This window comes from Brevibacillus sp. JNUCC-41 (assembly GCF_014844095.1).
GTDB classification, from domain to species: domain Bacteria; phylum Bacillota; class Bacilli; order Bacillales; family DSM-1321; genus Peribacillus; species Peribacillus aracenensis.
Genome location: NZ_CP062163.1, coordinates 1,927,892 through 1,950,689 on the forward strand (window position 1 = coordinate 1,927,892; position 22,798 = coordinate 1,950,689).

At 41.3% G+C, this 22,798-nt stretch carries 22 protein-coding genes and 2 other annotated features (1 of these 24 only partly in view); all 22 genes read left to right on the forward strand.

Features of this window, described 5'->3' with window-relative positions; translation table 11 throughout:
• Positions 1-178: a binding site (T-box leader), on the forward strand (it extends 71 nt beyond the left edge of the window).
• An 84-nt stretch (positions 179-262) separates the two neighbouring features.
• The 22 genes from cysE to rpsJ all read left to right on the forward strand — a co-directional run bounded on the left by cysE (position 263) and on the right by rpsJ (position 22,776).
• Positions 263-913, forward strand: coding sequence for a serine O-acetyltransferase (gene cysE / locus JNUCC41_RS09555; protein WP_228467588.1), 651 nt, complete (start codon positions 263-265; stop codon positions 911-913).
• Position 914: 1 nt separating this feature from the next.
• On the forward strand, positions 915-2,312 hold the full coding sequence (gene cysS, locus JNUCC41_RS09560; RefSeq protein ID WP_192207433.1) for a cysteine--tRNA ligase: 1,398 nt from the start codon (positions 915-917) through the stop codon (positions 2,310-2,312).
• Positions 2,313-2,315: 3 nt separating this feature from the next.
• Positions 2,316-2,738, forward strand: a complete 423-nt coding sequence (locus tag JNUCC41_RS09565; protein ID WP_192207434.1) for a Mini-ribonuclease 3 — start codon at positions 2,316-2,318, stop codon at positions 2,736-2,738.
• The gene (gene rlmB, locus JNUCC41_RS09570) at positions 2,735-3,478 is read left to right on the forward strand and encodes a 23S rRNA (guanosine(2251)-2'-O)-methyltransferase RlmB (RefSeq protein WP_192207435.1); all 744 of its coding nucleotides are present in this window, start codon (positions 2,735-2,737) and stop codon (positions 3,476-3,478) included. The genes JNUCC41_RS09565 and rlmB overlap by 4 nt, the downstream gene beginning before the upstream one ends.
• Before the next feature lie 4 nt (positions 3,479-3,482).
• Positions 3,483-3,992 carry an NYN domain-containing protein gene (locus JNUCC41_RS09575; protein WP_034305067.1) on the forward strand — a complete coding sequence of 170 codons (510 nt, stop codon included), beginning with the start codon at positions 3,483-3,485 and terminating at the stop codon, positions 3,990-3,992.
• 85 nt (positions 3,993-4,077) lie between these two features.
• The gene (gene sigH / locus JNUCC41_RS09580; RefSeq protein ID WP_094246690.1) at positions 4,078-4,710 is read left to right on the forward strand and encodes an RNA polymerase sporulation sigma factor SigH; all 633 of its coding nucleotides are present in this window, start codon (positions 4,078-4,080) and stop codon (positions 4,708-4,710) included.
• 200 nt (positions 4,711-4,910) lie between these two features.
• The gene (gene rpmG / locus JNUCC41_RS09585) at positions 4,911-5,060 is read left to right on the forward strand and encodes a 50S ribosomal protein L33 (protein ID WP_192207436.1); all 150 of its coding nucleotides are present in this window, start codon (positions 4,911-4,913) and stop codon (positions 5,058-5,060) included.
• Positions 5,061-5,110: 50 nt separating this feature from the next.
• Positions 5,111-5,293: a preprotein translocase subunit SecE gene (gene secE, locus JNUCC41_RS09590; RefSeq protein WP_076372883.1), complete on the forward strand. Its 183-nt coding sequence runs from the start codon at positions 5,111-5,113 to the stop codon at positions 5,291-5,293.
• Positions 5,294-5,549: 256 nt separating this feature from the next.
• The gene (gene nusG, locus JNUCC41_RS09595) at positions 5,550-6,083 is read left to right on the forward strand and encodes a transcription termination/antitermination protein NusG (RefSeq protein WP_048677866.1); all 534 of its coding nucleotides are present in this window, start codon (positions 5,550-5,552) and stop codon (positions 6,081-6,083) included.
• Positions 6,084-6,257: 174 nt separating this feature from the next.
• A complete protein-coding gene (rplK, locus tag JNUCC41_RS09600; RefSeq protein WP_034305057.1) occupies positions 6,258-6,683 on the forward strand; it encodes a 50S ribosomal protein L11 in 426 nt (141 codons plus the stop codon).
• A 104-nt stretch (positions 6,684-6,787) separates the two neighbouring features.
• Positions 6,788-7,483 carry a 50S ribosomal protein L1 gene (gene rplA / locus JNUCC41_RS09605; RefSeq protein ID WP_192207437.1) on the forward strand — a complete coding sequence of 232 codons (696 nt, stop codon included), beginning with the start codon at positions 6,788-6,790 and terminating at the stop codon, positions 7,481-7,483.
• Positions 7,484-7,529: 46 nt separating this feature from the next.
• Positions 7,530-7,680, forward strand: a sequence feature (ribosomal protein L10 leader region).
• 39 nt (positions 7,681-7,719) lie between these two features.
• Positions 7,720-8,220 (forward strand): 50S ribosomal protein L10, encoded by a 501-nt coding sequence (rplJ, locus tag JNUCC41_RS09610; RefSeq protein ID WP_192207438.1) that lies wholly within the window; start codon positions 7,720-7,722, stop codon positions 8,218-8,220.
• Positions 8,221-8,283: 63 nt separating this feature from the next.
• Positions 8,284-8,643 (forward strand): 50S ribosomal protein L7/L12, encoded by a 360-nt coding sequence (rplL, locus tag JNUCC41_RS09615; protein ID WP_192207439.1) that lies wholly within the window; start codon positions 8,284-8,286, stop codon positions 8,641-8,643.
• A gap of 197 nt (positions 8,644-8,840) precedes the next feature.
• Positions 8,841-9,446, forward strand: coding sequence for a class I SAM-dependent methyltransferase (locus JNUCC41_RS09620; RefSeq protein WP_192208115.1), 606 nt, complete (start codon positions 8,841-8,843; stop codon positions 9,444-9,446).
• A gap of 238 nt (positions 9,447-9,684) precedes the next feature.
• Positions 9,685-13,254 carry a DNA-directed RNA polymerase subunit beta gene (gene rpoB / locus JNUCC41_RS09625; RefSeq protein ID WP_192207440.1) on the forward strand — a complete coding sequence of 1,190 codons (3,570 nt, stop codon included), beginning with the start codon at positions 9,685-9,687 and terminating at the stop codon, positions 13,252-13,254.
• 184 nt (positions 13,255-13,438) lie between these two features.
• Complete coding sequence (gene rpoC, locus JNUCC41_RS09630) at positions 13,439-17,038, forward strand: DNA-directed RNA polymerase subunit beta' (protein WP_144553522.1); 3,600 nt, start codon at positions 13,439-13,441, stop codon at positions 17,036-17,038.
• Between the two features lie 294 nt (positions 17,039-17,332).
• Entirely contained in the window at positions 17,333-17,581 is a 249-nt protein-coding gene (locus JNUCC41_RS09635) for a 50S ribosomal protein L7ae-like protein (protein WP_034305040.1), read from the forward strand.
• Between the two features lie 104 nt (positions 17,582-17,685).
• A complete protein-coding gene (rpsL, locus tag JNUCC41_RS09640; RefSeq protein WP_034305038.1) occupies positions 17,686-18,108 on the forward strand; it encodes a 30S ribosomal protein S12 in 423 nt (140 codons plus the stop codon).
• Between the two features lie 41 nt (positions 18,109-18,149).
• Positions 18,150-18,620 carry a 30S ribosomal protein S7 gene (rpsG, locus tag JNUCC41_RS09645; protein WP_048677878.1) on the forward strand — a complete coding sequence of 157 codons (471 nt, stop codon included), beginning with the start codon at positions 18,150-18,152 and terminating at the stop codon, positions 18,618-18,620.
• A gap of 44 nt (positions 18,621-18,664) precedes the next feature.
• Complete coding sequence (gene fusA / locus JNUCC41_RS09650) at positions 18,665-20,743, forward strand: elongation factor G (protein ID WP_192207441.1); 2,079 nt, start codon at positions 18,665-18,667, stop codon at positions 20,741-20,743.
• A 120-nt stretch (positions 20,744-20,863) separates the two neighbouring features.
• Positions 20,864-22,051 carry an elongation factor Tu gene (gene tuf, locus JNUCC41_RS09655; RefSeq protein WP_192207442.1) on the forward strand — a complete coding sequence of 396 codons (1,188 nt, stop codon included), beginning with the start codon at positions 20,864-20,866 and terminating at the stop codon, positions 22,049-22,051.
• 416 nt (positions 22,052-22,467) lie between these two features.
• Positions 22,468-22,776 (forward strand): 30S ribosomal protein S10, encoded by a 309-nt coding sequence (gene rpsJ / locus JNUCC41_RS09660; RefSeq protein WP_019244375.1) that lies wholly within the window; start codon positions 22,468-22,470, stop codon positions 22,774-22,776.
• The last annotated feature ends 22 nt before the right edge of the window (positions 22,777-22,798 follow it).

Consider the following 22,798-nt stretch of genomic DNA (forward strand, 5'->3'; position numbering starts at 1 on the left):
TCAGGCCTCTCGTTTTCTGAAATGCACCCTTGAGTCCTTTGCTGAACTAACCTATAGTAGGCACAGGCGGAATGCCCTCCGTTACAGGGATTAAAGTTGGGGATGAAAAAACAGGAAAAAGCTTTACCTGATTCGTACATTCCAAACAGAGTGGAACCGCGCTTAAAGCGTCTCTGTCTATTTGGACAGAGGCGCTTTTTTATATGCTTTAAAAGCTTCAAAGGGGATGTTGGAAAATTACGCAACATAGGGGGGAATCATTTTGTTAAAGATGTTTAAAGAAGATATCGAAGTGGTTTTTGATCAAGATCCTGCTGCGCGCAGCTATTTGGAAGTCATATTGACGTACGCGGGTTTACATGCGATTTGGAGTCATAGGATGGCTCACGCACTATTTAAGAAGAAATTCTTTTTCCTGGCAAGAAGTATATCTCAGATCAGTCGGTTTTTTACCGGTATTGAAATTCATCCAGGGGCTACGATTGGCCGTCGTTTCTTCATTGACCATGGAATGGGGATCGTCATTGGCGAAACTTGTGAAATTGGCGACAATGTATCTGTCTTTCAAGGTGTAACCCTTGGGGGGACAGGAAAGGAAAAGGGAAAACGTCATCCTACGATAAAGGATAACGTTTTGATTGCCACAGGAGCAAAAGTGCTGGGTTCCATCACTGTTGGGGAAAACTCAAAAATCGGTGCAGGATCGGTCGTTTTAAAGGAAGTGCCACCAAATTCCACAGTGGTGGGCATTCCAGGTAAAGTGGTCATTCAAGATGGTATCAAAATCAACAAAGATCTAAATCATTGTGATCTTCCTGATCCAATTGCTGATCGCTTTAAGGAATTGGATAGTGAAATCAGGGCCTTAAGAGCGAAGATGGCTGAAGAGAAGCAGAAGGAAAGGAGCCTATAATATGGCGATTAAAATATATAACACAGCTACAAGAAAAAAGGAAACCTTCGTCCCGATGGAAGAGGGAAAGGTGAAGATGTACGTATGCGGACCCACTGTCTATAATTACATTCATATTGGTAATGCAAGACCGGCAATCGTATTCGATACCGTTCGTAGGTATTTGGATTACCGTGGATATGATGTGCAATTCGTTTCGAACTTTACGGATGTGGATGATAAGCTGATTCGTGCGGCAAAAGAATTGGGGGAAGATGTCCCAACCATATCAGAGCGTTTCATCAAGGCTTATTTTGAAGACGTGTCGGCATTGGGCTGCAAAAAAGCCGATGCTCACCCAACCGTAATGGAGAACATGGATGCAATCATTGAATTCATCTCGGCATTAATTGAGAAAGGATTCGCTTATGAATCTGAAGGGGATGTGTATTACCGAACTCGTAAGTTTGAGGGGTATGGAAAACTTTCACATCAGTCCATCGATGAGCTGAGAGTGGGGGCGCGTATTGAAATAGGGGAGAAAAAACAAGATGCCCTTGATTTTGCCCTTTGGAAAACGGCAAAGGATGATGAAATATCTTGGGAAAGCCCATGGGGTAAGGGGCGTCCTGGCTGGCATATCGAATGCTCCGCAATGGTCAAAAAGTATTTGGGCGATACAATCGATATTCATGCAGGAGGTCAAGATCTAGCTTTCCCTCATCATGAAAATGAAATTGCACAATCTGAAGCATTGACGGGTAAGCCCTTTGCGAATTATTGGATGCATAACGGGTATATAAATATTGAGAATGAAAAAATGTCTAAGTCCTTAGGCAATTTCGTCCTTGTGCATGACATCATCCAGAAGCACGATCCACAAGTGTTACGCTTCTTTATGTTATCTGTACATTACCGTCATCCCATCAATTATAGTGAAGAAGTGCTTGAAAATGTAAAGGCGTCCCTCGATCGCTTAAGGACATCTTATCAAAACTTAAAGCATCGCCTTCAAGTTAGTGACGGATTGACTGAGAATAATGATGTTTGGTTAGGGAAGCTGAATGAATTACATGAACAATTCATTAAGGAAATGGACGATGATTTCAACACAGCTAATGCAATATCCATGCTCTTTGAACTTTCCAAACAGGCAAATTATTACTTGATGGAGAAAAACACCGACAAGGAAGTGATTGATGCTTTCCTTGATAAATTCAGCATCCTATTTTCTGTCCTAGGTTTGTCCCTTGAAGAAGATGGGCTTTTGGATGAAGAAATTGAAGGCTTGATACAGCAGAGAATTCAAGCGCGGAAAGACCGCAATTTTGGGTTATCTGATGAAATTCGTGATCGATTGAAAAACATGAATATCATATTAGAGGATACCCCTCAAGGTACAAGATGGAAAAGAGGGTAATTAATGCTTCATTACGATAGTAAGGTAGATGCAAAAATGCTGAACAGTCTTGCTTTAGCATATATAGGTGATGCTGTATACGAAACGTATATACGGCATCACCTCATTCAAAAAGGAGCGGTCAAGCCCAATCTGCTCCACAAAAAAGCTACATCTTTTGTAGCTGCTAAAGCGCAAAATAAAATCATCCACTTTTTCCTGGAGTCAGATTGGTTATCGGAAGAGGAATCCGCTGTCGTTCGGCGCGGCCGAAATGCAAAATCCGGTACGGTACCGAAGAACACAGATGTGCAAACGTATCGCTACAGTACAGCCTTCGAGGCACTTATTGGATTTTTGTATTTATCCGGTCGAAAAGAAAGAATGGAAGAACTCATCAAAAAATCCATTGAATACATTGAAGAAGAAAAGGGGAGTAACCCATGAGCGAAGAATATATCATTGGCAGAAACCCCGTATTGGAAGCACTTCGCTCCGAACGGGATATTAATAAAATTTGGATAGCCGAGGGCTCGCAAAAAGGTTCGATGCAACCACTCATCGGTCTGGCGAAGGAGAAGAAGGTATTCGTCCAAATCGTACCAAAGAAAAAAATTGACCAAATGGCAGAAGGCATCCATCAAGGCGTTATCGCGCAAGTGGCCGCATATGAATATGTGGAGCTGGATGACTTATTCGCAAGAGCGGCTGATCGGGACGAAGCACCTTTTTTCATGATTCTTGATGAAGTTGAAGATCCGCATAATTTAGGTTCGATCATGAGGACGGCTGATGCAGTCGGGGCTCATGGAATCATCATCCCAAAAAGAAGAGCGGTGGGCCTGACGGCGACAGTGGCAAAAGCTTCGACGGGTGCAATCGAATATATTCCGGTAGCTCGCGTTACAAATTTGGCAAGAGCGGTGGAAGAGTTGAAAGAGCGAGGGGTATGGATAGTCGGTACCGATGCGAAAGGCAGCGATGATTACCGTAACATGGACGGAAAGATGCCTATCGGACTTGTTATCGGCAGCGAAGGAAAAGGCATGGCCCGGTTAATGAAGGATAAATGTGATTTTCTCATCCGTCTCCCTATGGCAGGACAAGTAACTTCGTTAAATGCATCGGTAGCGGCCGGTTTATTGATGTATGAGGTTTATAGAAAAAGAAATCCTCTAGGGCAATGATGAAATGAATATTCTGTTGGTGGACGGTTATAACATTATTGGAGCTTGGCCGGAACTGAGAGAATTAAAAGAACGGGATCTTGCTGCTGCAAGAGATCGGCTGATAGAAATGATGGCAGAATATCAAGCATTTACCGGATACCGTGTAATTGTCGTATTTGACGCTCAATATGTTCAGGGAATTGCCCGCATATTCAAAAATCACAAAGTTGACGTAATTTTTACAAAAGAAAATGAAACTGCGGATGAAAGAATAGAAAAGATGGCCATTGAACTGAATAATGTCAAAACGCAAATTCAAGTGGCTACCTCTGACTTCACGGAACAGTGGGTGATCTTTGGCCAAGGGGCCCTAAGGAAATCCGCTCGTGAACTGCTTATTGAAATGGAAGAAATTCAAGGCGAAATTAAGAAAGATGTAAGAAAAACAACGACTATAAGACCCGTGGCCAAAATTCCTTTAAGTGAAGAAGTGGCAGAAATTTTCGAAAAATGGCGCCGGGGTAAAATTTGAACCATTGACGGGTAAAATTTACCTGCTGTATAATATTTCTATCTGAGTCAGGTCAGGGGGATATAATGTGGGTCTCAAATTCGGAATGAAGCTGAACGAAAAGTATCTGCAGTTTGAGGATGATGAATTGATAGGGTTGGTGCACACTGGAGACAGTGAAGCGCTGGATTATTTGATCCAAAAATATCGTAATTTTGTAAGAGCGAAGGCAAGGACTTATTTCTTGATTGGTGCCGATAAGGAAGACATCGTGCAAGAAGGTATGATTGGTTTATATAAAGCCGTCCGTGATTTTAAAGGGGATAAGTTATCTTCTTTTAAAGCATTTGCAGAACTATGCATTACGAGGCAGATCATTACAGCTATCAAAACAGCAACACGTCAAAAACATATTCCGCTCAATTCCTATGTTTCCCTGGACAAGCCCATTTATGATGAGGAATCGGACCGAACTCTAATGGATATCATATCCGGTACGAAAGTTTTGGACCCGGAAGAACTGATCATCAACCAAGAAGAGTTTGACGATATCGAATTAAAGATGGCCGAGCTCCTGAGTGATCTTGAGAGAAAAGTGTTAGCTCTTTACCTGGATGGACAAACCTACCAAGAAATTTCGGAAGAGTTGAACCGGCATGTTAAGTCAATCGACAACGCCCTTCAACGGGTGAAAAGAAAGCTCGAGCGCTATCTGGAAGTAAGGGAAATCAGTTTATAATCCCTCCGCTTTTTCCGCTTAATTTCATCTGTCCCTTCTCCACATGGAAGTTTATTATTCACTAAAATTTTAAATGGATGTTAAGTAACCGAAGTTTTGATTTATTGTGTCCATAATGGGTGAAACCCGCTTTGATATTGACAATAAAAAACAGCCGTGATAAGGTTTTATGGATATAGTAGATAGGATAGGTGTATCTAATGCGAAAAAAAATAGTTCTTGCATGCAATGATTGCGGTACAAGAAATTATAGTTATGAGAGCAAACAATCGACAAGCGGCGAACGACTGGAAATCAAGAAATTTTGCAGTACGTGCAACTCACACTCGATTCATAAAGAAACGAAATAACCGTTTTATAAATAGATTTACAGAAGCTTCTAATGCTTGGAGGTACATTCATGAAACGTTTTACCGAATTTTTCAGCGGAGTCGCTCGCGAAATGCGAAAAGTAAGCTGGCCGAAACGCAAGGAGCTTACCAAATATACAATTGTGGTAGTAACGACTGTATTGTTTATGGCTTTATTCTTTACAGTGGTCGATTTGGGCATTTCCGAATTAATTCGCTTAGTTATTGAATAAGAGATTCGAAAATAAGGTATAATAGTGATAGAATAATATGTGTCAGCAGAAAAGCCCGGAAACGGGTTTTTTAATTTGTCTTTTTTAATAAGTGAATAAGCTCGAAATCGAGCACTGCTGTAATATGAATCATCACAATATTTTCTAGTTAAGTCAGGATGACGCCGGTATGGTTTTTTGGCTAAAACGTTCAAAGATAAAGATTATAAAGAAAATGATTGATTGCAGGGAGGGAAGGACGTTAAAGTCCTAACACATGGAAAAGAATTGGTATGTAGTTCACACCTATTCAGGTTATGAGAACAAGGTTAAGGCTAACTTGGAAAAACGTGTTGAAACTATGGGGATGGAAGACAAGATCTTTCGCGTTGTAGTTCCAGAAGAAGAAGAAACAGAAGTGAAAGACGGCAAAAAGAAAGTGACCAAAAAGAAAGTGTTTCCAGGTTATGTATTGGTTGAAATCATCATGACGGATGATTCATGGTACGTTGTCCGGAATACGCCTGGCGTAACAGGTTTCGTAGGTTCGTCGGGAGCTGGGTCAAAACCGACTGCGTTGCTTCCGGAAGAAATTGAAGTCGTCCTTAAACGAATGGGCGTAGATGAAAGCAAAATCGAAGTTGATTTTGAAATCGGCGACACGGTTCAAGTTAAAGAAGGACCTTTCGCAACCTTTGCAGGGCCAATTGAAGAACTTGATAAAGACAAAGGGAAAGTAAGGGTCCTAGTCAATATGTTCGGTCGTGATACACCGGTTGAACTTGATTTTAATCAAGTGGAAAAATTATAAACGGAAAAAAACTTGAAATTGCCTTTTGAAAGTGGTAAAATTTCAAAGGTCAGTATGTTTCAATTTTTAGGCCTCAACGATACAAGCATTCTTTATTAATAGATAAAGAATTCAAGATGAGTGGGAGGGTATTACCCTATTACCACATCACGGACTTATAAGGAGGTGTGTCTCGTGGCTAAAAAAGTAATTAAAATGGTTAAATTGCAAATTCCTGCTGGTAAAGCGAATCCGGCACCGCCAGTCGGTCCTGCATTAGGTCAAGCTGGTGTAAACATCATGGGATTCTGTAAGGAGTTCAACGCTCGTACAGCAGATCAAGCTGGTCTAATTATTCCTGTTGAAATCACGGTATTTGAAGACCGTTCATTTACATTCATTACAAAAACTCCGCCTGCTGCAGTATTGCTTAAGAAAGTAGCTGGTATCGAGTCTGGTTCTGGTGAACCTAACCGTAATAAAGTTGCTACAGTCAAGCGTGATCAAGTGCGCGAGATTGCTGAAACTAAAATGCCTGACCTAAACGCTGCAAGTGTTGAAGCTGCAATGCGTATGGTTGAAGGTACTGCTCGCAGCATGGGTATTGTCATCGAAGACTAATCCATGTAATTGCTATTTGTTTCTACGGGGTTGCGATTGATACTCGCAACCTTTATTCGTGGGAGGTCATTCCGTTAAAACCACAATTTAGGAGGATTTATATCATGGCGAAAAAAGGTAAAAAGTATCTTGAAGCAGCTAAGCTTGTAGAAGTTTCTAAGGCTTATGCTGTAACTGAAGCAATCGAAGTTGCTAAAAAAGCAAACTTCGCAAAATTCGATGCGACTGTTGAAGTTGCTTTCCGTTTAGGCGTAGACCCTAAGAAAGCTGACCAACAAATTCGTGGAGCTGTTGTTCTGCCGAATGGTACTGGTAAAACTCAACGCGTATTAGTGTTCGCTAAAGGCGAAAAAGCAAAAGAAGCGGAAGCTGCTGGTGCTGACTACGTTGGCGAATCTGACTACATCAACAAAATCCAACAAGGATGGTTCGAATTCGATGTAATCGTTGCGACTCCAGACATGATGGGTGAAGTTGGTAAACTTGGCCGTGTATTAGGACCTAAAGGTTTAATGCCTAACCCTAAAACTGGCACAGTAACTTTCGATGTAACGAAAGCTGTTAATGAAATCAAAGCTGGTAAAGTTGAATACCGCGTAGATAAAGCTGGTAACATCCATGCTCCAATCGGTAAAGTATCTTTCGAAGATGCTAAACTAGTGGAAAACTTCACTGCTATCTATGATACATTATTAAAAGTTAAACCTGCGGCTGCTAAAGGAACTTACATGAAAAACGTTTCTGTAACAACTACAATGGGCCCTGGTGTGAAAGTTGATCCTTCTACTTTCAATAAATAATTGACATACCAAAACTATTATTGTTATAATAAGTTTTGTTGTGAATAAATGAATACTATTTGTACCGTAGACAGTAGGTGCTCATTACGAGCTTAATTCCCTGCCGAGGTAATTCGATAATAATAGTCCTAGACTATGACTTTTGAAATTACTGCCTTCATGTCTGCAATAGAGATGAAGGCTTTTTCTTTGAAACGGTATAAATGTTTTCAAGCAAATCTACAGGAGGTGTAAGGATGAACGCAATTATTGAACAAAAGCAAAAAATCGTTGCTGAGATTTCTGATAAGTTAACTTCAAGCCAATCAACAGTAGTTGTTGACTACCGTGGATTGACTGTTGCTGAAGTAACAGAACTTCGTAAGCAACTTCGTGAAGCTGGCGTTGAGTTTAAAGTTTACAAAAACTCTTTAACTCGCCGTGCTGCTGAAAGTGCTGAACTTGGCGCTTTGAACGAATCATTAACAGGTCCAAACGCAATTGCATTCTCAAATGAAGATGTTATTGCGCCAGCAAAAATCCTTAACGATTTTGCGAAAAAACATGAAGCTTTAGAAATCAAAGCTGGAGTTATCGAAGGAAATGTTGCAACTGCTGAAGAAATTAAAGCTCTTGCAGAACTACCTTCACGCGAAGGCCTACTTTCAATGCTACTCAGCGTGCTACAAGCACCTATGCGCGGACTTGCTCTTGCTACAAAAGCTGTTGCAGAGCAAAAAGAAGAACAAGGCGCGTAAGCTAACCGCTTAACTAGCCTATTGATTCAAAAAAAACCCAACCATTTCGAGGAGGAAATAAAAATGACTAAAGATCAAATCATTGAAGCAGTTAAAAATATGACTGTTTTAGAATTAAACGACCTTGTAAAAGCAATCGAAGAAGAATTCGGCGTAACTGCTGCTGCACCTGTAGCTGTAGCTGCTGCTGGTGGCGTTGCTGCTGAAGAAAAAACTGAGTTTGATGTAATCCTTACATCTGCTGGAGATCAAAAAATCAAAGTTATCAAAGCTGTACGTGAAGTTACAGGTCTTGGACTTAAAGAAGCAAAAGAACTTGTTGACAACACTCCAAAAGCAATCAAAGAAGCTGCTTCTAAAGAAGAAGCTGAAGAAATCAAAGCTAAACTTGAAGAAGTTGGAGCTGGCGTTGAAGTTAAGTAATCTTGCATAAACAAAAAGCTCGCTATCACTGGCGGGCTTTTTTTCTTCATTTTTAAAGGAATGAAGAAAAAAAGCCGTTAATGGTTTGGTAACGAGAGGATTTCGTTATTCGAACATTCCGGCGTGCAAGCAACCATTCTTCAATTCTCTTCTCTCATTAAATCTTCAATATTCCTTTCTGATAGGGGGAGATGACTCTGACAGAGCATTACTACTCACAAAAACCGGATGTCGTAAGCGATCCGAAATTTTGGGATTTCACATTAAGGGGACGTACATTTCGCTTCAAAAGCGATAATGGTGTTTTTTCGAAAAAGGAAGTTGATTTCGGATCGCGTCTTTTGGTTGAGAGTTTTAACCTTGATGAAGCTGTGGAAGGAGATATTCTCGATGTTGGTTGCGGTTATGGGCCAATCGGAATATCGATTGCGGCAGCTTATCCCGATAGAACGATAGAAATGATTGATATAAATAGCCGGGCAGTTGAATTGTCAAAAGAGAATGCGGCTTCTAACGGGATCGCAAATGTGAAGATTTACGAAAGTGATCGTTTTGACAAAGTTGCCTCCAATCAATTCGCGGCAATTCTTACGAACCCTCCCATTCGCGCAGGTAAAAGTGTAGTCCACGAAATTTTAGAAGAAGGCTATCGCAGTTTGGTAGCTGGTGGAGAATTATGGGTTGTCATTCAAAAAAAACAAGGGGCTCCATCCGCAATGGATAAAATGGAGCAATTATTTGGAAATTGTGAAGTGCCCGTTAAGAAAAAAGGTTACTATATACTATTATCCAAAAAGGTTTGACTCTAAATTTTCGCTATGTTAGTATTATAAAATGCATATATATAATTCCGTAACTATGCAATTTTTATACCATTGATGTATAATCAATGGATAATATGGGAAAAATATATAAATAATAGTTCGTTTTATGAGAAATAGTGGTTTTTAAAATAAAAACCATTTTCTTTTTGTCTATGGAAATGATTCCTTTTCCGAGGCAAATGGATCCTTATAACGCTTGATTTAAGGGGTGAATCAGTTGACAGGTCAACTTGTTCAGTATGGACGACACCGCCAACGTAGAAGTTATGCAAGAATCAGTGAGGTTTTGGATCTTCCGAATCTGATTGAAATTCAAACAGCTTCTTATCAATGGTTTCTAGATGTAGGTTTAAAGGAAATGTTCCAGGATATTTCTCCTATTGAGGATTTTACAGGTAATTTATCGTTAGAATTCATCGATTACAGCTTAGCTGAGCCGAAGTATTCTGTGGAAGAAACAAAAGAACGCGATGTTACGTATTCTGCACCACTTCGTGTGAAAGTGCGCCTTGTTAACAAAGAAACAGGGGAAGTGAAAGACCAGGATGTATTTATGGGCGACTTCCCGCTGATGACTGAAACAGGTACATTTGTCATCAATGGTGCTGAACGGGTAATTGTATCCCAATTAGTGCGCTCACCGAGTGTTTACTACAATGGGAAAATGGATAAAAACGGTAAGCTTGGATTCTCTGCGACCGTTATTCCTAACCGTGGCGCATGGCTCGAATATGAAACAGACGCCAAGGATGTTGTGTATGTTCGGATCGATCGCACAAGGAAATTACCGATCACGGTATTGATGCGTGCCCTTGGGTTCGGAACAGATCAAGAAATCATCGATTTGATCGGAGACAACGAATACCTTCGCAACACTCTTGAAAAGGATAACACCGAGAGTGTAGAAAAAGCATTACTAGAAATCTATGAGCGTCTACGCCCAGGTGAACCGCCTACTGTCGAAAACGCGAAAAGTCTTTTAGTATCACGCTTTTTTGATCCGAAACGTTATGATTTAGCTAATGTAGGCCGTTATAAAATCAATAAAAAACTGCATATCAAGAACCGTTTATTCGGACAACGTATTGCAGAGACTTTGATTGATCCTGAAACAGGTGAAATCATCGTTGAAAAAGGGACAATGCTTGATCGTCGGACTCTTGATAGGATCCTGCCTCATATCGAAGGTGGAATCGGATTCAAGACATTCCATCCATCAGGCGGTGTAGTAGAGGAAGAAACTCTTCTTCAACCTATTAAAGTGTTTGCGCCAAACGATGCTGAAGGCGAAAAAGTGATCAATATCATCGGTAATGCCTATGTGACCGACCAGGTCAAAAACATTACACCGGCTGATATCATTTCTTCCATCAGTTATTTCTTTAATTTATTGCATGGTGTGGGAATCACGGATGACATTGACCATTTAGGTAACCGTCGTCTGCGTTCCGTTGGTGAATTGCTGCAAAACCAATTCAGAATTGGTTTATCCCGTATGGAGCGTGTTGTCCGTGAAAGAATGTCCATTCAGGATACGAATACAATCACTCCACAGCAACTAATCAACATTCGCCCGGTCATTGCATCCATTAAAGAGTTCTTTGGAAGCTCACAGCTTTCCCAATTCATGGATCAAACGAACCCGTTGGCTGAATTGACGCATAAACGTCGTCTATCTGCATTGGGACCTGGTGGTCTGACACGTGAGCGTGCTGGCTTTGAAGTACGTGACGTTCATTATTCCCACTATGGCCGCATGTGTCCGATTGAAACGCCTGAGGGACCGAATATTGGTTTGATTAACTCGTTATCCAGTTTTGCAAAGGTTAACCCATATGGCTTCATTGAAACACCATATCGCCGTGTGGACCCTGAAACAGGTAGAATTACAAGCCAAATCGACTACTTAACAGCTGATGAGGAAGATAATTATGTAGTTGCCCAAGCGAATGTACGACTGTCAGATGACGGCTCATTCCTTGATAACGATGTTGTTGCACGTTTCCGCGGTGAAAATACCGTTGTTCCGCGTGACCGCGTAGATTACATGGATGTATCTCCTAAACAGGTAGTATCTGCTGCGACAGCATGTATTCCTTTCTTGGAAAATGATGACTCCAACCGTGCCCTTATGGGAGCGAACATGCAACGTCAAGCAGTTCCTTTGCTGCAACCGGAAGCCCCTCGAGTCGGAACGGGTATGGAGTATGTTTCAGCGAAAGACTCCGGTGCTGCCGTAATCTGTAAACACCCTGGTATCGTAGAGCACGTTGAATCACGTGAAGTATGGGTACGTAGGGTAAGCGAAGTTGACGGACAGCAAGTAAAAGGAAACCTTGATAAATACCGTCTATTAAAATTCATTCGTTCCAACCAAGGAACATGCTATAATCAACGCCCTATCGTAAGTGTTGGCGACAACGTTGTAAAAGGTGAAATTCTTGCTGATGGTCCTTCAATGGAAAAAGGTGAGTTGGCACTTGGCCGTAACGTATTGGTTGCCTTCATGACATGGGATGGATATAACTATGAAGATGCCATCATCATGAGTGAACGTTTGGTTAAAGATGATGTGTACACTTCCATTCATATTGAAGAATATGAATCTGAATCACGCGATACAAAATTAGGGCCTGAAGAAATCACCCGTGATATCCCTAACGTAGGGGAAGATGCGCTTCGTAATCTTGATGAGCGCGGAATTATCCGTGTGGGTGCTGAAGTGAAAGACGGAGACCTTCTCGTTGGTAAAGTCACTCCTAAAGGTGTAACGGAACTGACTGCTGAGGAACGTCTATTACATGCGATCTTCGGTGAAAAAGCACGTGAAGTAAGGGATACATCACTTCGTGTACCTCACGGCGGCGGCGGAATCGTTCTTGATGTTAAAGTATTCAACAGAGAAGACGGCGATGAACTGCCTCCTGGTGTAAACCAACTCGCACGTGTATATATCGTTCAAAAACGTAAAATCCATGAAGGCGATAAAATGGCTGGACGACATGGTAACAAAGGGGTAATTTCCAGGATTCTTCCTGAAGAAGATATGCCTTATTTACCAGATGGCACTCCAGTCGACATCATGTTAAACCCATTGGGTGTACCTTCACGTATGAACATCGGTCAGGTGTTGGAGCTTCACTTAGGTATGGCTGCACGCGCACTTGGCATTCATGTAGCATCTCCTGTATTCGATGGTGCCACTGAGGAAGATGTTTGGGGTACGATTGAAGAAGCCGGGATGTCACGTGATGCAAAAACAGTCCTTTATGACGGCCGTTCAGGTGAAGCATTCGATAACCGTGTATCAGTTGGTGTCATGTATATGATTAAACTGGCACATATGGTCGATGATAAACTTCATGCGCGTTCAACTGGACCTTACTCCCTTGTTACGCAGCAACCACTTGGTGGTAAAGCGCAATTTGGCGGACAGCGTTTCGGTGAGATGGAAGTATGGGCACTTGAAGCTTATGGTGCTGCTTATACATTACAAGAAATCCTAACCGTTAAATCAGATGATGTCGTAGGTCGTGTTAAAACGTACGAGGCGATTGTCAAAGGTGAAAATGTCCCTGAACCAGGCGTTCCTGAGTCCTTCAAAGTATTGATTAAGGAGCTTCAAAGTTTAGGATTGGATGTTAAAATCCTCAATGCCGAAGATCGTGAAATCGAAATGCGTGATTTGGAAGATGAAGATGATGCCAACCAAGCAGACAAATTAAGCCTTGATTCAGAAACTAAGGATATGGTTGCTTCCGAAGTAGGGGCACCTGTCAAAGAATAAAATTAAATATAAACATATCTAGTTATATATTACCTGCTCTGACTGGCAGCGAGATGTTCATTTGAAGATCATGCTGCCTTGTTAGAGCCTTATTGATTCAATCAACCATCATCCGGTGTAAGATTGCCTGATATTTGACGGCAATCAAGGGTTAAACCTGGAGATTAAAAGGGAGGTAGGCCCCTTGTTAGACGTTAATAATTTTGAGTATATGAAAATTGGTCTTGCTTCACCAGACAAGATTCGTTCTTGGTCACATGGAGAAGTTAAAAAACCAGAAACAATCAACTATCGTACGTTAAAGCCAGAAAAAGACGGTTTATTCTGTGAGAGAATTTTTGGACCTCAAAAGGACTGGGAATGCCATTGCGGAAAATATAAACGTGTTCGTTATAAAGGCGTAGTCTGTGACCGTTGTGGTGTTGAAGTCACTCGTGCTAAGGTGCGTCGTGAGCGCATGGGTCATATTGAGCTGGCAGCTCCAGTTTCACACATATGGTATTTTAAAGGAATCCCTAGCCGTATGGGACTTGTACTTGACATGTCTCCACGGGCTTTGGAAGAAGTCATTTACTTTGCGTCTTACGTCGTAACTGAAACGGGCGATACAACTTTAGAAAAGAAGCAGCTTCTTTCCGAAAAGGAATATCGTACATACCGTGAAAAATACGGTAAGAAATTCCAAGCTGCCATGGGTGCGGAAGCTATTAAAAAACTTTTGCAAGATATTGATACGGAAAAGGAAGTAGAGTCGTTGAAAGAGGAGCTTAAAACAGCTCAAGGACAACGCAGAACCCGTGCAATCAAACGCTTGGAAGTGCTTGAAGCATTCCGTAACTCCGGAAATGAGCCTTCATGGATGATCCTTGACGTGCTTCCGGTCATTCCACCGGAACTTCGTCCAATGGTTCAACTTGATGGAGGACGTTTTGCCACATCTGATCTAAATGATTTATATCGCCGTGTTATCAACCGTAATAATCGATTGAAAAGATTACTGGATCTTGGAGCACCAAGCATTATCGTTCAAAATGAGAAACGTATGCTGCAAGAAGCTGTCGATGCACTCATCGATAATGGCCGTCGGGGCCGTCCGGTAACTGGGCCTGGTAACCGTCCGTTAAAATCTTTATCTCACATGTTAAAAGGTAAACAAGGTCGTTTCCGTCAAAACCTTCTTGGTAAACGTGTTGATTATTCTGGCCGTTCCGTTATCGTAGTCGGACCAAACTTAAAGATGTACCAATGTGGTCTTCCGAAAGAAATGGCGATTGAATTATTCAAACCATTCGTTATGAAGGAGCTTGTTCAAAGAGGTCTAGCGCATAACATCAAATCCGCTAAGCGTAAAATTGAACGTTTATCTCCTGAAATTTGGGATGTATTAGAAGAAGTCATTAGAGAACACCCAGTACTATTGAACCGTGCACCGACTCTTCACAGACTTGGAATCCAAGCATTTGAACCAACGTTGGTTGAAGGTCGCGCAATTCGTTTGCATCCGCTCGTATGTACAGCTTACAACGCTGACTTTGATGGTGACCAAATGGCGGTCCACGTTCCTCTATCTTCTGAAGCCCAAGCCGAAGCACGCATGCTTATGCTTGCAGCACAGAACATTTTGAACCCTAAAGATGGTAAACCTGTCGTTACACCTTCTCAAGATATGGTATTAGGTAACTATTACTTAACATTGGAAAGAGAAGGCGCTATCGGTGAGGGTATGATCTTTAAAGATACAAGCGAAGCATTACTTGCATACCAAAACGGATATGTACACTTACATTCCCGTTGTGCCGTACATGCATCGTCACTGAATAATGAAACTTTCACTGAAGAACAAAACGGCCAACTTCTCATTACGACTGTTGGTAAACTGATCTTCAATGAAATTTTACCTAAATCATTCCCGTATATTAACGAACCGACACGATATAATTTGGAAACGAAAACTCCAGAGAAATATTTTGTGGAAAAAGGCGCTAATATCCCTGAATTGATTAAGGCTCAACCTGCTATCGACCCTTTCAAGAAAAAAATTCTTGGAAATATCATAGCGGAAGTCTTTAAACGCTTTAAAATTACCGAAACATCCAAAATGCTTGACCGGATGAAAGATCTTGGATTCAAATATTCGACAAAAGCTGGTATTACCGTTGGTGTGGCTGATATCGTCGTATTAAAAGAAAAACAAGAAATCATCACTGAGGCTCAAACCAAAGTGGATAACGTCTTGAAACAATTCAGACGCGGTCTTATTACTGAGGATGAGCGTTATGATCGCGTCATTTCAATCTGGAGTGCTGCCAAGGATACCATTCAGTCCAAACTTATGGACTCACTGGACCGACGCAACCCGATCTTCATGATGAGTGACTCCGGTGCCCGTGGTAATGCTTCCAACTTTACGCAGCTTGCGGGTATGCGTGGACTGATGGCCAACCCGGCTGGACGTATCATTGAATTACCGATCAAATCAAGTTTCCGTGAAGGTTTAACAGTGTTGGAGTACTTCATCTCTACACATGGTGCGCGTAAAGGTCTTGCCGATACAGCGCTTAAAACAGCCGATTCCGGTTACCTTACCCGTCGACTTGTTGACGTTGCACAAGATGTCATCATCCGTGACGATGATTGCGGAACGGACCGCGGCTTGAAAATTTCAGCTTTGAGAGAGGGTACTGAAATAATTGAGCATCTTGAAGAGCGCCTAATTGGCCGTTATGCAAGAAAAGCGATCAGACATCCAGAAACAAATGAAGTAATCGTGGCTGAAAACGACCTTATTACTGAAGATCTTGCTAACTATATTGAATCACTTGGAATTGAAACAGCATGGATTCGTTCCGCCTTTACATGTAATACCAGCCATGGTGTATGTAAAAAATGTTATGGACGCAACTTGGCTACAGGTCAAGAAGTTGAAGTGGGCGAAGCAGTCGGTATTATTGCCGCTCAATCAATCGGAGAGCCTGGTACACAGTTGACGATGCGTACATTCCATACAGGTGGGGTTGCTGGGGACGATATCACTCAAGGTCTTCCACGTATCCAAGAGATATTTGAAGCGAGAAATCCTAAAGGTCAAGCTGTCATTTCTGAAATCGAAGGAACGATAGTTTCGATTAATGAAATTAGGGATAAACAACAGGAAATCGTTGTTCAAGGTGCTGTTGAATCACGCACGTATACCGCGCCGTACACAGCGCGTTTAAGAGTAACTGTTGATACACCTGTACGTCGTGGTGAAGAGTTGACAGAGGGTTCCATCGATCCGAAAGAATTGCTGAAGGTTACAGACGTGCTTACTGTTCAGGAATACCTGCTTCATGAAGTACAAAAAGTATACCGGATGCAAGGTGTTGAAATCGGTGATAAACATATCGAGGTAATGGTTAGACAAATGATGCGTAAAGTCCGTGTGCTTGATGCAGGTGAAACTGAAGTGCTTCCAGGAACATTATTGGATGTTAACCAGTTCACTACTGCAAACACTGATGCATTGCTGACCAACAAATTACCGGCTACAGGACGCCCTGTATTGCTAGGTATCACAAAAGCATCTCTAGAAACGGATTCCTTCTTGTCTGCCGCGTCATTCCAAGAAACAACAAGAGTCTTGACTGATGCAGCAATAAAAGGAAAACGTGATGAATTGCTTGGGCTTAAAGAAAATGTCATCATCGGTAAACTTGTCCCTGCAGGAACGGGAATGCTTAGATACAGAAAAGCAAACCCTGTCGTTGTTGGAGACGAAAGTGCCGATACTGTAACAGTGGATTAAAGGAAAAAAGGACCAGCTCAATAATTCAAACTGAAAACTCCACTCCTGTTTCCCATTGGAGCTGAAGGATCAGAGTTTATTGAGCTGGTCTCTCTTATTACTCATGGCTGACTGAAAAGCAGTATGAGGATTTGATATATTCCGATAAGGCAAATTGATAATCTTAATAGAATGATGTAAGGAAAACCTTTTGCTTGAATTATTTTTTTGAAAGAAGTTGACAGTATCCGACTAATAATGATACTATAGCAAAGGTGCTCCTATGTTACCCTGTAACTTTGGAGGATATGGACCATGTCTTATGAAAAAGTAATACAGGCAAAGTCAGTGATTATAGGGACGAAACAAGCAGTTAGAGCTCTTAAAAACAATTTAATTCAAGAAGTTATCATCGCTGATGATGCAGATATATACTTGACTGGGCGTGTCGTTGAGACTGCCAAAGAATTGGATGTTCCTATCACATATGTTGATTCGATGAGAATGCTTGGCAAAGCATGTGGTATTGATGTCGGAGCAGCAACTGTTGCCATCAAAAAGTAAAGATGTTTTTGCAATTATATTTGCAAAGACTTTGTTTTTACCCATTTATGAACCACCTGGATGTGTGGTACTAGAAATGAAAACGTGAAGGGAGGAAAAATGTAATGCCTACTATTAATCAATTAGTGCGTAAAGGACGCGAGTCTAAAGAGGTTAATTCAAAATCTCCAGCACTTAACAAAGGCTACAACAGCTTTAAAAAAGCACAAACTAACGTATCATCTCCGCAAAAACGTGGTGTTTGCACTCGTGTGGGTACTATGACACCGAAAAAACCAAACTCCGCGTTACGTAAATATGCGCGTGTACGTTTAACAAACGGTATCGAGGTAACAGCTTATATCCCAGGTATCGGTCACAACCTACAAGAACACAGCGTGGTTCTTATCCGTGGCGGTCGTGTAAAAGATTTACCAGGGGTACGTTACCATATCGTACGTGGTGCTCTTGATACTGCTGGAGTTAACAATCGTATGCAAGGCCGTTCTAAATACGGTACTAAGCGTCCGAAAGCAGCTAAAAAATAATCTTAAACAAAAATTGAACTTTCTTGAAAGGAGGAAATATAATGCCTCGTAAAGGACCTGTAACGAAAAGAGACGTATTACCAGATCCAATTTATAATTCAAAACTTGTGACTCGCTTAATCAACAAATTAATGGTTGATGGACAAAGAGGTAAATCACAAAAAATTCTTTACTCTGCATTTGATTTAATCAAAGAACGTACTGGCAATGAGCCGATCGAAGTTTTCGATCAAGCACTTAAAAACATCATGCCTGTATTAGAAGTAAAAGCACGCCGTGTGGGTGGAGCTAACTACCAAGTACCAGTTGAGGTGCGTCCAGATCGTAAATCGACTCTAGGACTTCGTTGGTTAGTAAACTACTCTCGCCTTCGTGGAGAAAAAACGATGGAAGAGCGTTTAGCTTATGAAATCATGGATGCTGCTAACAACACTGGAGCAGCGGTTAAGAAACGTGAAGATACTCACAAAATGGCTGAAGCCAACAAAGCTTTCGCACATTATCGCTGGTAAGATCAAACACTATAAAATCCTTATAGAAGGAAGGAGAAAGACAAATGGCAAGAGAGTTCTCCTTAGCAAACACTCGTAATATCGGTATCATGGCTCACATCGATGCTGGTAAAACGACTACAACAGAACGTGTTCTATATTACACTGGTAAAATCCACAAAATTGGTGAAACGCACGAAGGTGCTTCACAAATGGACTGGATGGAACAGGAACAAGAACGCGGAATCACGATCACTTCCGCTGCAACAACTGCACAATGGAAAGGTCACCGTGTAAACATCATCGATACACCGGGACACGTAGACTTCACAGTTGAAGTTGAACGTTCTTTGCGCGTACTTGATGGAGCTGTAGCTGTACTTGATGCCCAATCAGGTGTTGAGCCTCAAACTGAAACAGTTTGGCGCCAAGCTACAACTTACGGTGTACCGCGTGTCGTATTCGTAAACAAAATGGACAAAATCGGTGCGGATTTCTTGTATTCAGTTGGAACAATCCACGATCGTTTACAAGCTAACGCTCACCCAGTTCAGTTACCAATCGGAGCAGAAGATCAATTCTCTGCAATCATTGACCTTATTGAAATGAAAACTCATTTCTACGGTAATGACCTAGGAACTGATATCACTGTCGGTGAAATTCCTGAAGAACACCGGGAATTAGCTGAAGAATACCGTGAGAAGTTAATTGAAGCAGTAGCAGAAGTTAATGAAGACTTAATGGAAAAATACCTTGGCGGCGAAGAAATCAGCATTGCTGAATTGAAAGCAGCTATTCGTACAGCAACTGTTAATGTTGAATTCTTCCCTGTTATTTGCGGATCAGCTTTCAAAAACAAAGGTGTTCAATTAATGCTTGATAACGTTATCGACTTCCTTCCATCTCCATTGGATGTACCAGCTATCAAAGGTACATTACCGGATTCAGAAGATGAAGTGGAACGTCATTCAGATGATTCTGAACCGTTCTCTGCTTTAGCGTTTAAAGTTATGACTGACCCTTACGTTGGTAAACTTACATTCTTCCGTGTGTACTCAGGTACATTAGAATCAGGATCTTATGTAATCAACTCAACTAAAGGTAAACGTGAACGTATTGGTCGTATCCTTCAAATGCACGCAAACAGCCGTGAAGAAATATCTACTGTATATGCAGGGGATATCGCAGCTGCTGTAGGATTGAAAGATACTACAACTGGAGATACTCTATGTGATGACAAGAACCAAGTAATTCTTGAGTCCATGGTATTCCCAGAGCCAGTTATCTCACTATCAGTTGAACCGAAATCAAAAGCAGACCAAGACAAAATGTCTCAAGCTTTACAAAAGCTTCAAGATGAAGATCCAACATTCCGTGCGCACACTGACCAAGAAACTGGTCAAACAATTATCGCTGGTATGGGTGAACTTCACTTGGACATCCTTGTTGACCGTATGCGTCGCGAATTCAAAGTGGAAGCAAACGTTGGTGCTCCTCAGGTAGCATACCGTGAAACTTTCCGTGGTTCAGCTAAAGTTGAAGGTAAATTCGTTCGCCAATCTGGTGGTCGTGGACAATTCGGACACGTATGGATCGAATTTGGTCCAAACGAAGAAGGTAAAGGATTCGAATTTGAAAATGCTATCGTCGGTGGTGTAGTACCACGTGAATATATCCCTGCTGTACAAGCTGGATTAGTTGATTCACTTGACCGTGGTGTACTTGCTGGTTACCCGCTAGTCGACATTAAAGCAAAATTATTTGACGGATCTTACCATGACGTTGACTCCAACGAAATGGCATTTAAAATTGCTGCATCGATGGCACTTAAAAATGCAGCATCTAAATGTAAGCCTGTCATCCTTGAGCCAATCATGAAAGTGGAAGTAGTTATTCCAGAAGATTACCTAGGCGACATCATGGGAGATATCACATCTCGTCGTGGTCGTGTAGAAGGTATGGAAGCTCGCGGTAACACGCAAATGGTTAAAGCGATGGTTCCACTATCTGAAATGTTCGGATATGCTACATCTTTACGTTCTAACACTCAAGGACGAGGAACATTCTCTATGCACTTCGATCATTATGAAGAAGTACCTAAGAGCATTTCTGAAGAAATCATCAAAAAAAATAAAGGTGAATAATTGATTTTCATCTCTTATTAAAGTATAACTATCTTATGTAAGCTGTGATGGAAGAATTAGTCTTCTTTCACAGCCCTATATACTTAATCTTTTATTTATAATTTTAAGGAGGAATTCCTAATGGGAAAAGCTAAATTTGATCGTTCAAAACCGCACGTTAACGTTGGAACAATTGGTCACGTTGACCATGGTAAAACTACTCTAACTGCTGCAATCACAACTGTACTTGCTAAATCTGGTGGCGCAGAAGCTCGCGCTTATGACCAAATCGATGGTGCTCCAGAAGAAAGAGAACGTGGTATCACAATCTCTACTGCACACGTTGAGTACGAAACAGCTACTCGTCACTATGCACACGTTGACTGCCCAGGACATGCTGACTATGTTAAAAACATGATCACTGGTGCTGCACAAATGGACGGCGGGATCCTAGTAGTATCTGCTGCTGATGGCCCAATGCCACAAACTCGTGAGCACATCCTTCTTTCTCGTCAAGTTGGTGTACCATACCTAGTAGTATTCATGAACAAATGCGACATGGTTGATGACGAAGAACTTCTTGAATTAGTAGAAATGGAAATCCGTGATCTTCTATCTGAATACGAATTCCCTGGCGATGACATTCCAGTTATCAAAGGTTCTGCTCTAAAAGCTCTTCAAGGAGAAGCTGAATGGGAAGAAAAAATTCATGAATTAATGACAGCTGTTGACGAGTACATCCCAGAACCAACTCGTGACACTGAAAAACCATTCATGATGCCAGTTGAGGATGTATTCTCTATCACTGGTCGTGGAACAGTTGCAACTGGCCGTGTTGAGCGTGGACAAGTTAAAGTCGGTGACGTTGTTGACATCATCGGTTTCAACGAAGAGTCTAAACCAACAACAGTAACTGGTGTTGAAATGTTCCGTAAACTTCTTGACTACGCTGAAGCTGGTGACAACATCGGAGCACTACTTCGTGGTGTATCCCGTGAAGATATCCAACGTGGACAAGTACTTGCTAAACCAGGTACAATCACTCCACACACAAAGTTCAAAGCTGAAGTTTATGTTCTTTCTAAAGAAGAAGGTGGACGTCACACTCCATTCTTTACAAACTACCGTCCTCAGTTCTACTTCCGTACAACTGACGTAACTGGTATTTGTAACCTTCCTGAAGGCGTAGAAATGGTTATGCCTGGAGACAACATCGAAATGACTGTAGAACTTATCGCTCCAATCGCTATCGAAGAAGGTACTAAATTCTCTATCCGTGAGGGTGGACGTACTGTAGGCGCTGGCGTAGTTGCTACAATCCAAGAATAATTGATTCATAAAACAATATTGGAAGGGACGCCTTCCGGGAGAAGCAGATGGGACGCCATCTGCTTTTTTTATTTTTAAAGGATATTCTTTCTTCTATAATATATCTGTTAAAAATGAGGTGCATTTAATGGGTATCTTGAACATTTCCGAAATGAAGAAAATGGATATGAAAGTCCACGTAGAATGTACTTGTAAATACTTGTGATAGTATGTATAATAATAAAAGTGTGTTGCACAAGAAAAATCTAAGTTTAACTTGCATTTAACTTGTGTTATATGTATAATAGACAATGTTGGTCTTTGACTGCGATGATATGGAAGGTTGCTGACACACCCGGCCGCTTTGCCATGGCGAGTGTGTGGGAAATTTCCATTGAGAAGGTCTATTTTAAAATAGGCGAAAAGGAGGGAAAATTATGGCAAAACAAAAAATTCGTATCCGTTTAAAAGCATATGATCACAGAATTCTTGATCAATCTGCTGAGAAAATTGTTGAAACTGCAAAACGTTCTGGTGCGGCTGTATCTGGTCCAATTCCATTACCTACTGAAAGATCGGTATATACGATCCTACGTGCGGTTCATAAATACAAAGATTCTCGTGAACAATTCGAAATGCGTACGCATAAACGTCTAATCGACATCGTTAATCCAACTCCACAAACAGTTGACTCATTGATGCGTTTAGATTTACCATCAGGCGTTGACATTGAAATCAAATTATAATTCATATAAATATGAACAATTA

Bases quoted from the DNA above. Each gene is read 5' to 3' on its own strand.
- rpsL (WP_034305038.1), top strand. From the start codon at position 17,686: ATGCCTACTATTAATCAATTAGTGCGTAAAGGACGCGAGTCTAAAGAG.
- fusA (WP_192207441.1), top strand. From the start codon at position 18,665: ATGGCAAGAGAGTTCTCCTTAGCAAACACTCGTAATATCGGTATCATG.
- nusG (WP_048677866.1), top strand. From the start codon at position 5,550: ATGGAAAAGAATTGGTATGTAGTTCACACCTATTCAGGTTATGAGAAC.
- JNUCC41_RS09635 (WP_034305040.1), top strand. From the start codon at position 17,333: ATGTCTTATGAAAAAGTAATACAGGCAAAGTCAGTGATTATAGGGACG.
- rplL (WP_192207439.1), top strand. From the start codon at position 8,284: ATGACTAAAGATCAAATCATTGAAGCAGTTAAAAATATGACTGTTTTA.
- cysS (WP_192207433.1), top strand. From the start codon at position 915: ATGGCGATTAAAATATATAACACAGCTACAAGAAAAAAGGAAACCTTC.
- rpsJ (WP_019244375.1), top strand. From the start codon at position 22,468: ATGGCAAAACAAAAAATTCGTATCCGTTTAAAAGCATATGATCACAGA.
- rlmB (WP_192207435.1), top strand. From the start codon at position 2,735: ATGAGCGAAGAATATATCATTGGCAGAAACCCCGTATTGGAAGCACTT.
- secE (WP_076372883.1), top strand. From the start codon at position 5,111: ATGAAACGTTTTACCGAATTTTTCAGCGGAGTCGCTCGCGAAATGCGA.
- rpmG (WP_192207436.1), top strand. From the start codon at position 4,911: ATGCGAAAAAAAATAGTTCTTGCATGCAATGATTGCGGTACAAGAAAT.
- JNUCC41_RS09575 (WP_034305067.1), top strand. From the start codon at position 3,483: ATGAATATTCTGTTGGTGGACGGTTATAACATTATTGGAGCTTGGCCG.
- tuf (WP_192207442.1), top strand. From the start codon at position 20,864: ATGGGAAAAGCTAAATTTGATCGTTCAAAACCGCACGTTAACGTTGGA.
- rplJ (WP_192207438.1), top strand. From the start codon at position 7,720: ATGAACGCAATTATTGAACAAAAGCAAAAAATCGTTGCTGAGATTTCT.
- rpsG (WP_048677878.1), top strand. From the start codon at position 18,150: ATGCCTCGTAAAGGACCTGTAACGAAAAGAGACGTATTACCAGATCCA.
- JNUCC41_RS09565 (WP_192207434.1), top strand. From the start codon at position 2,316: ATGCTTCATTACGATAGTAAGGTAGATGCAAAAATGCTGAACAGTCTT.
- sigH (WP_094246690.1), top strand. From the start codon at position 4,078: ATGAAGCTGAACGAAAAGTATCTGCAGTTTGAGGATGATGAATTGATA.
- rplA (WP_192207437.1), top strand. From the start codon at position 6,788: ATGGCGAAAAAAGGTAAAAAGTATCTTGAAGCAGCTAAGCTTGTAGAA.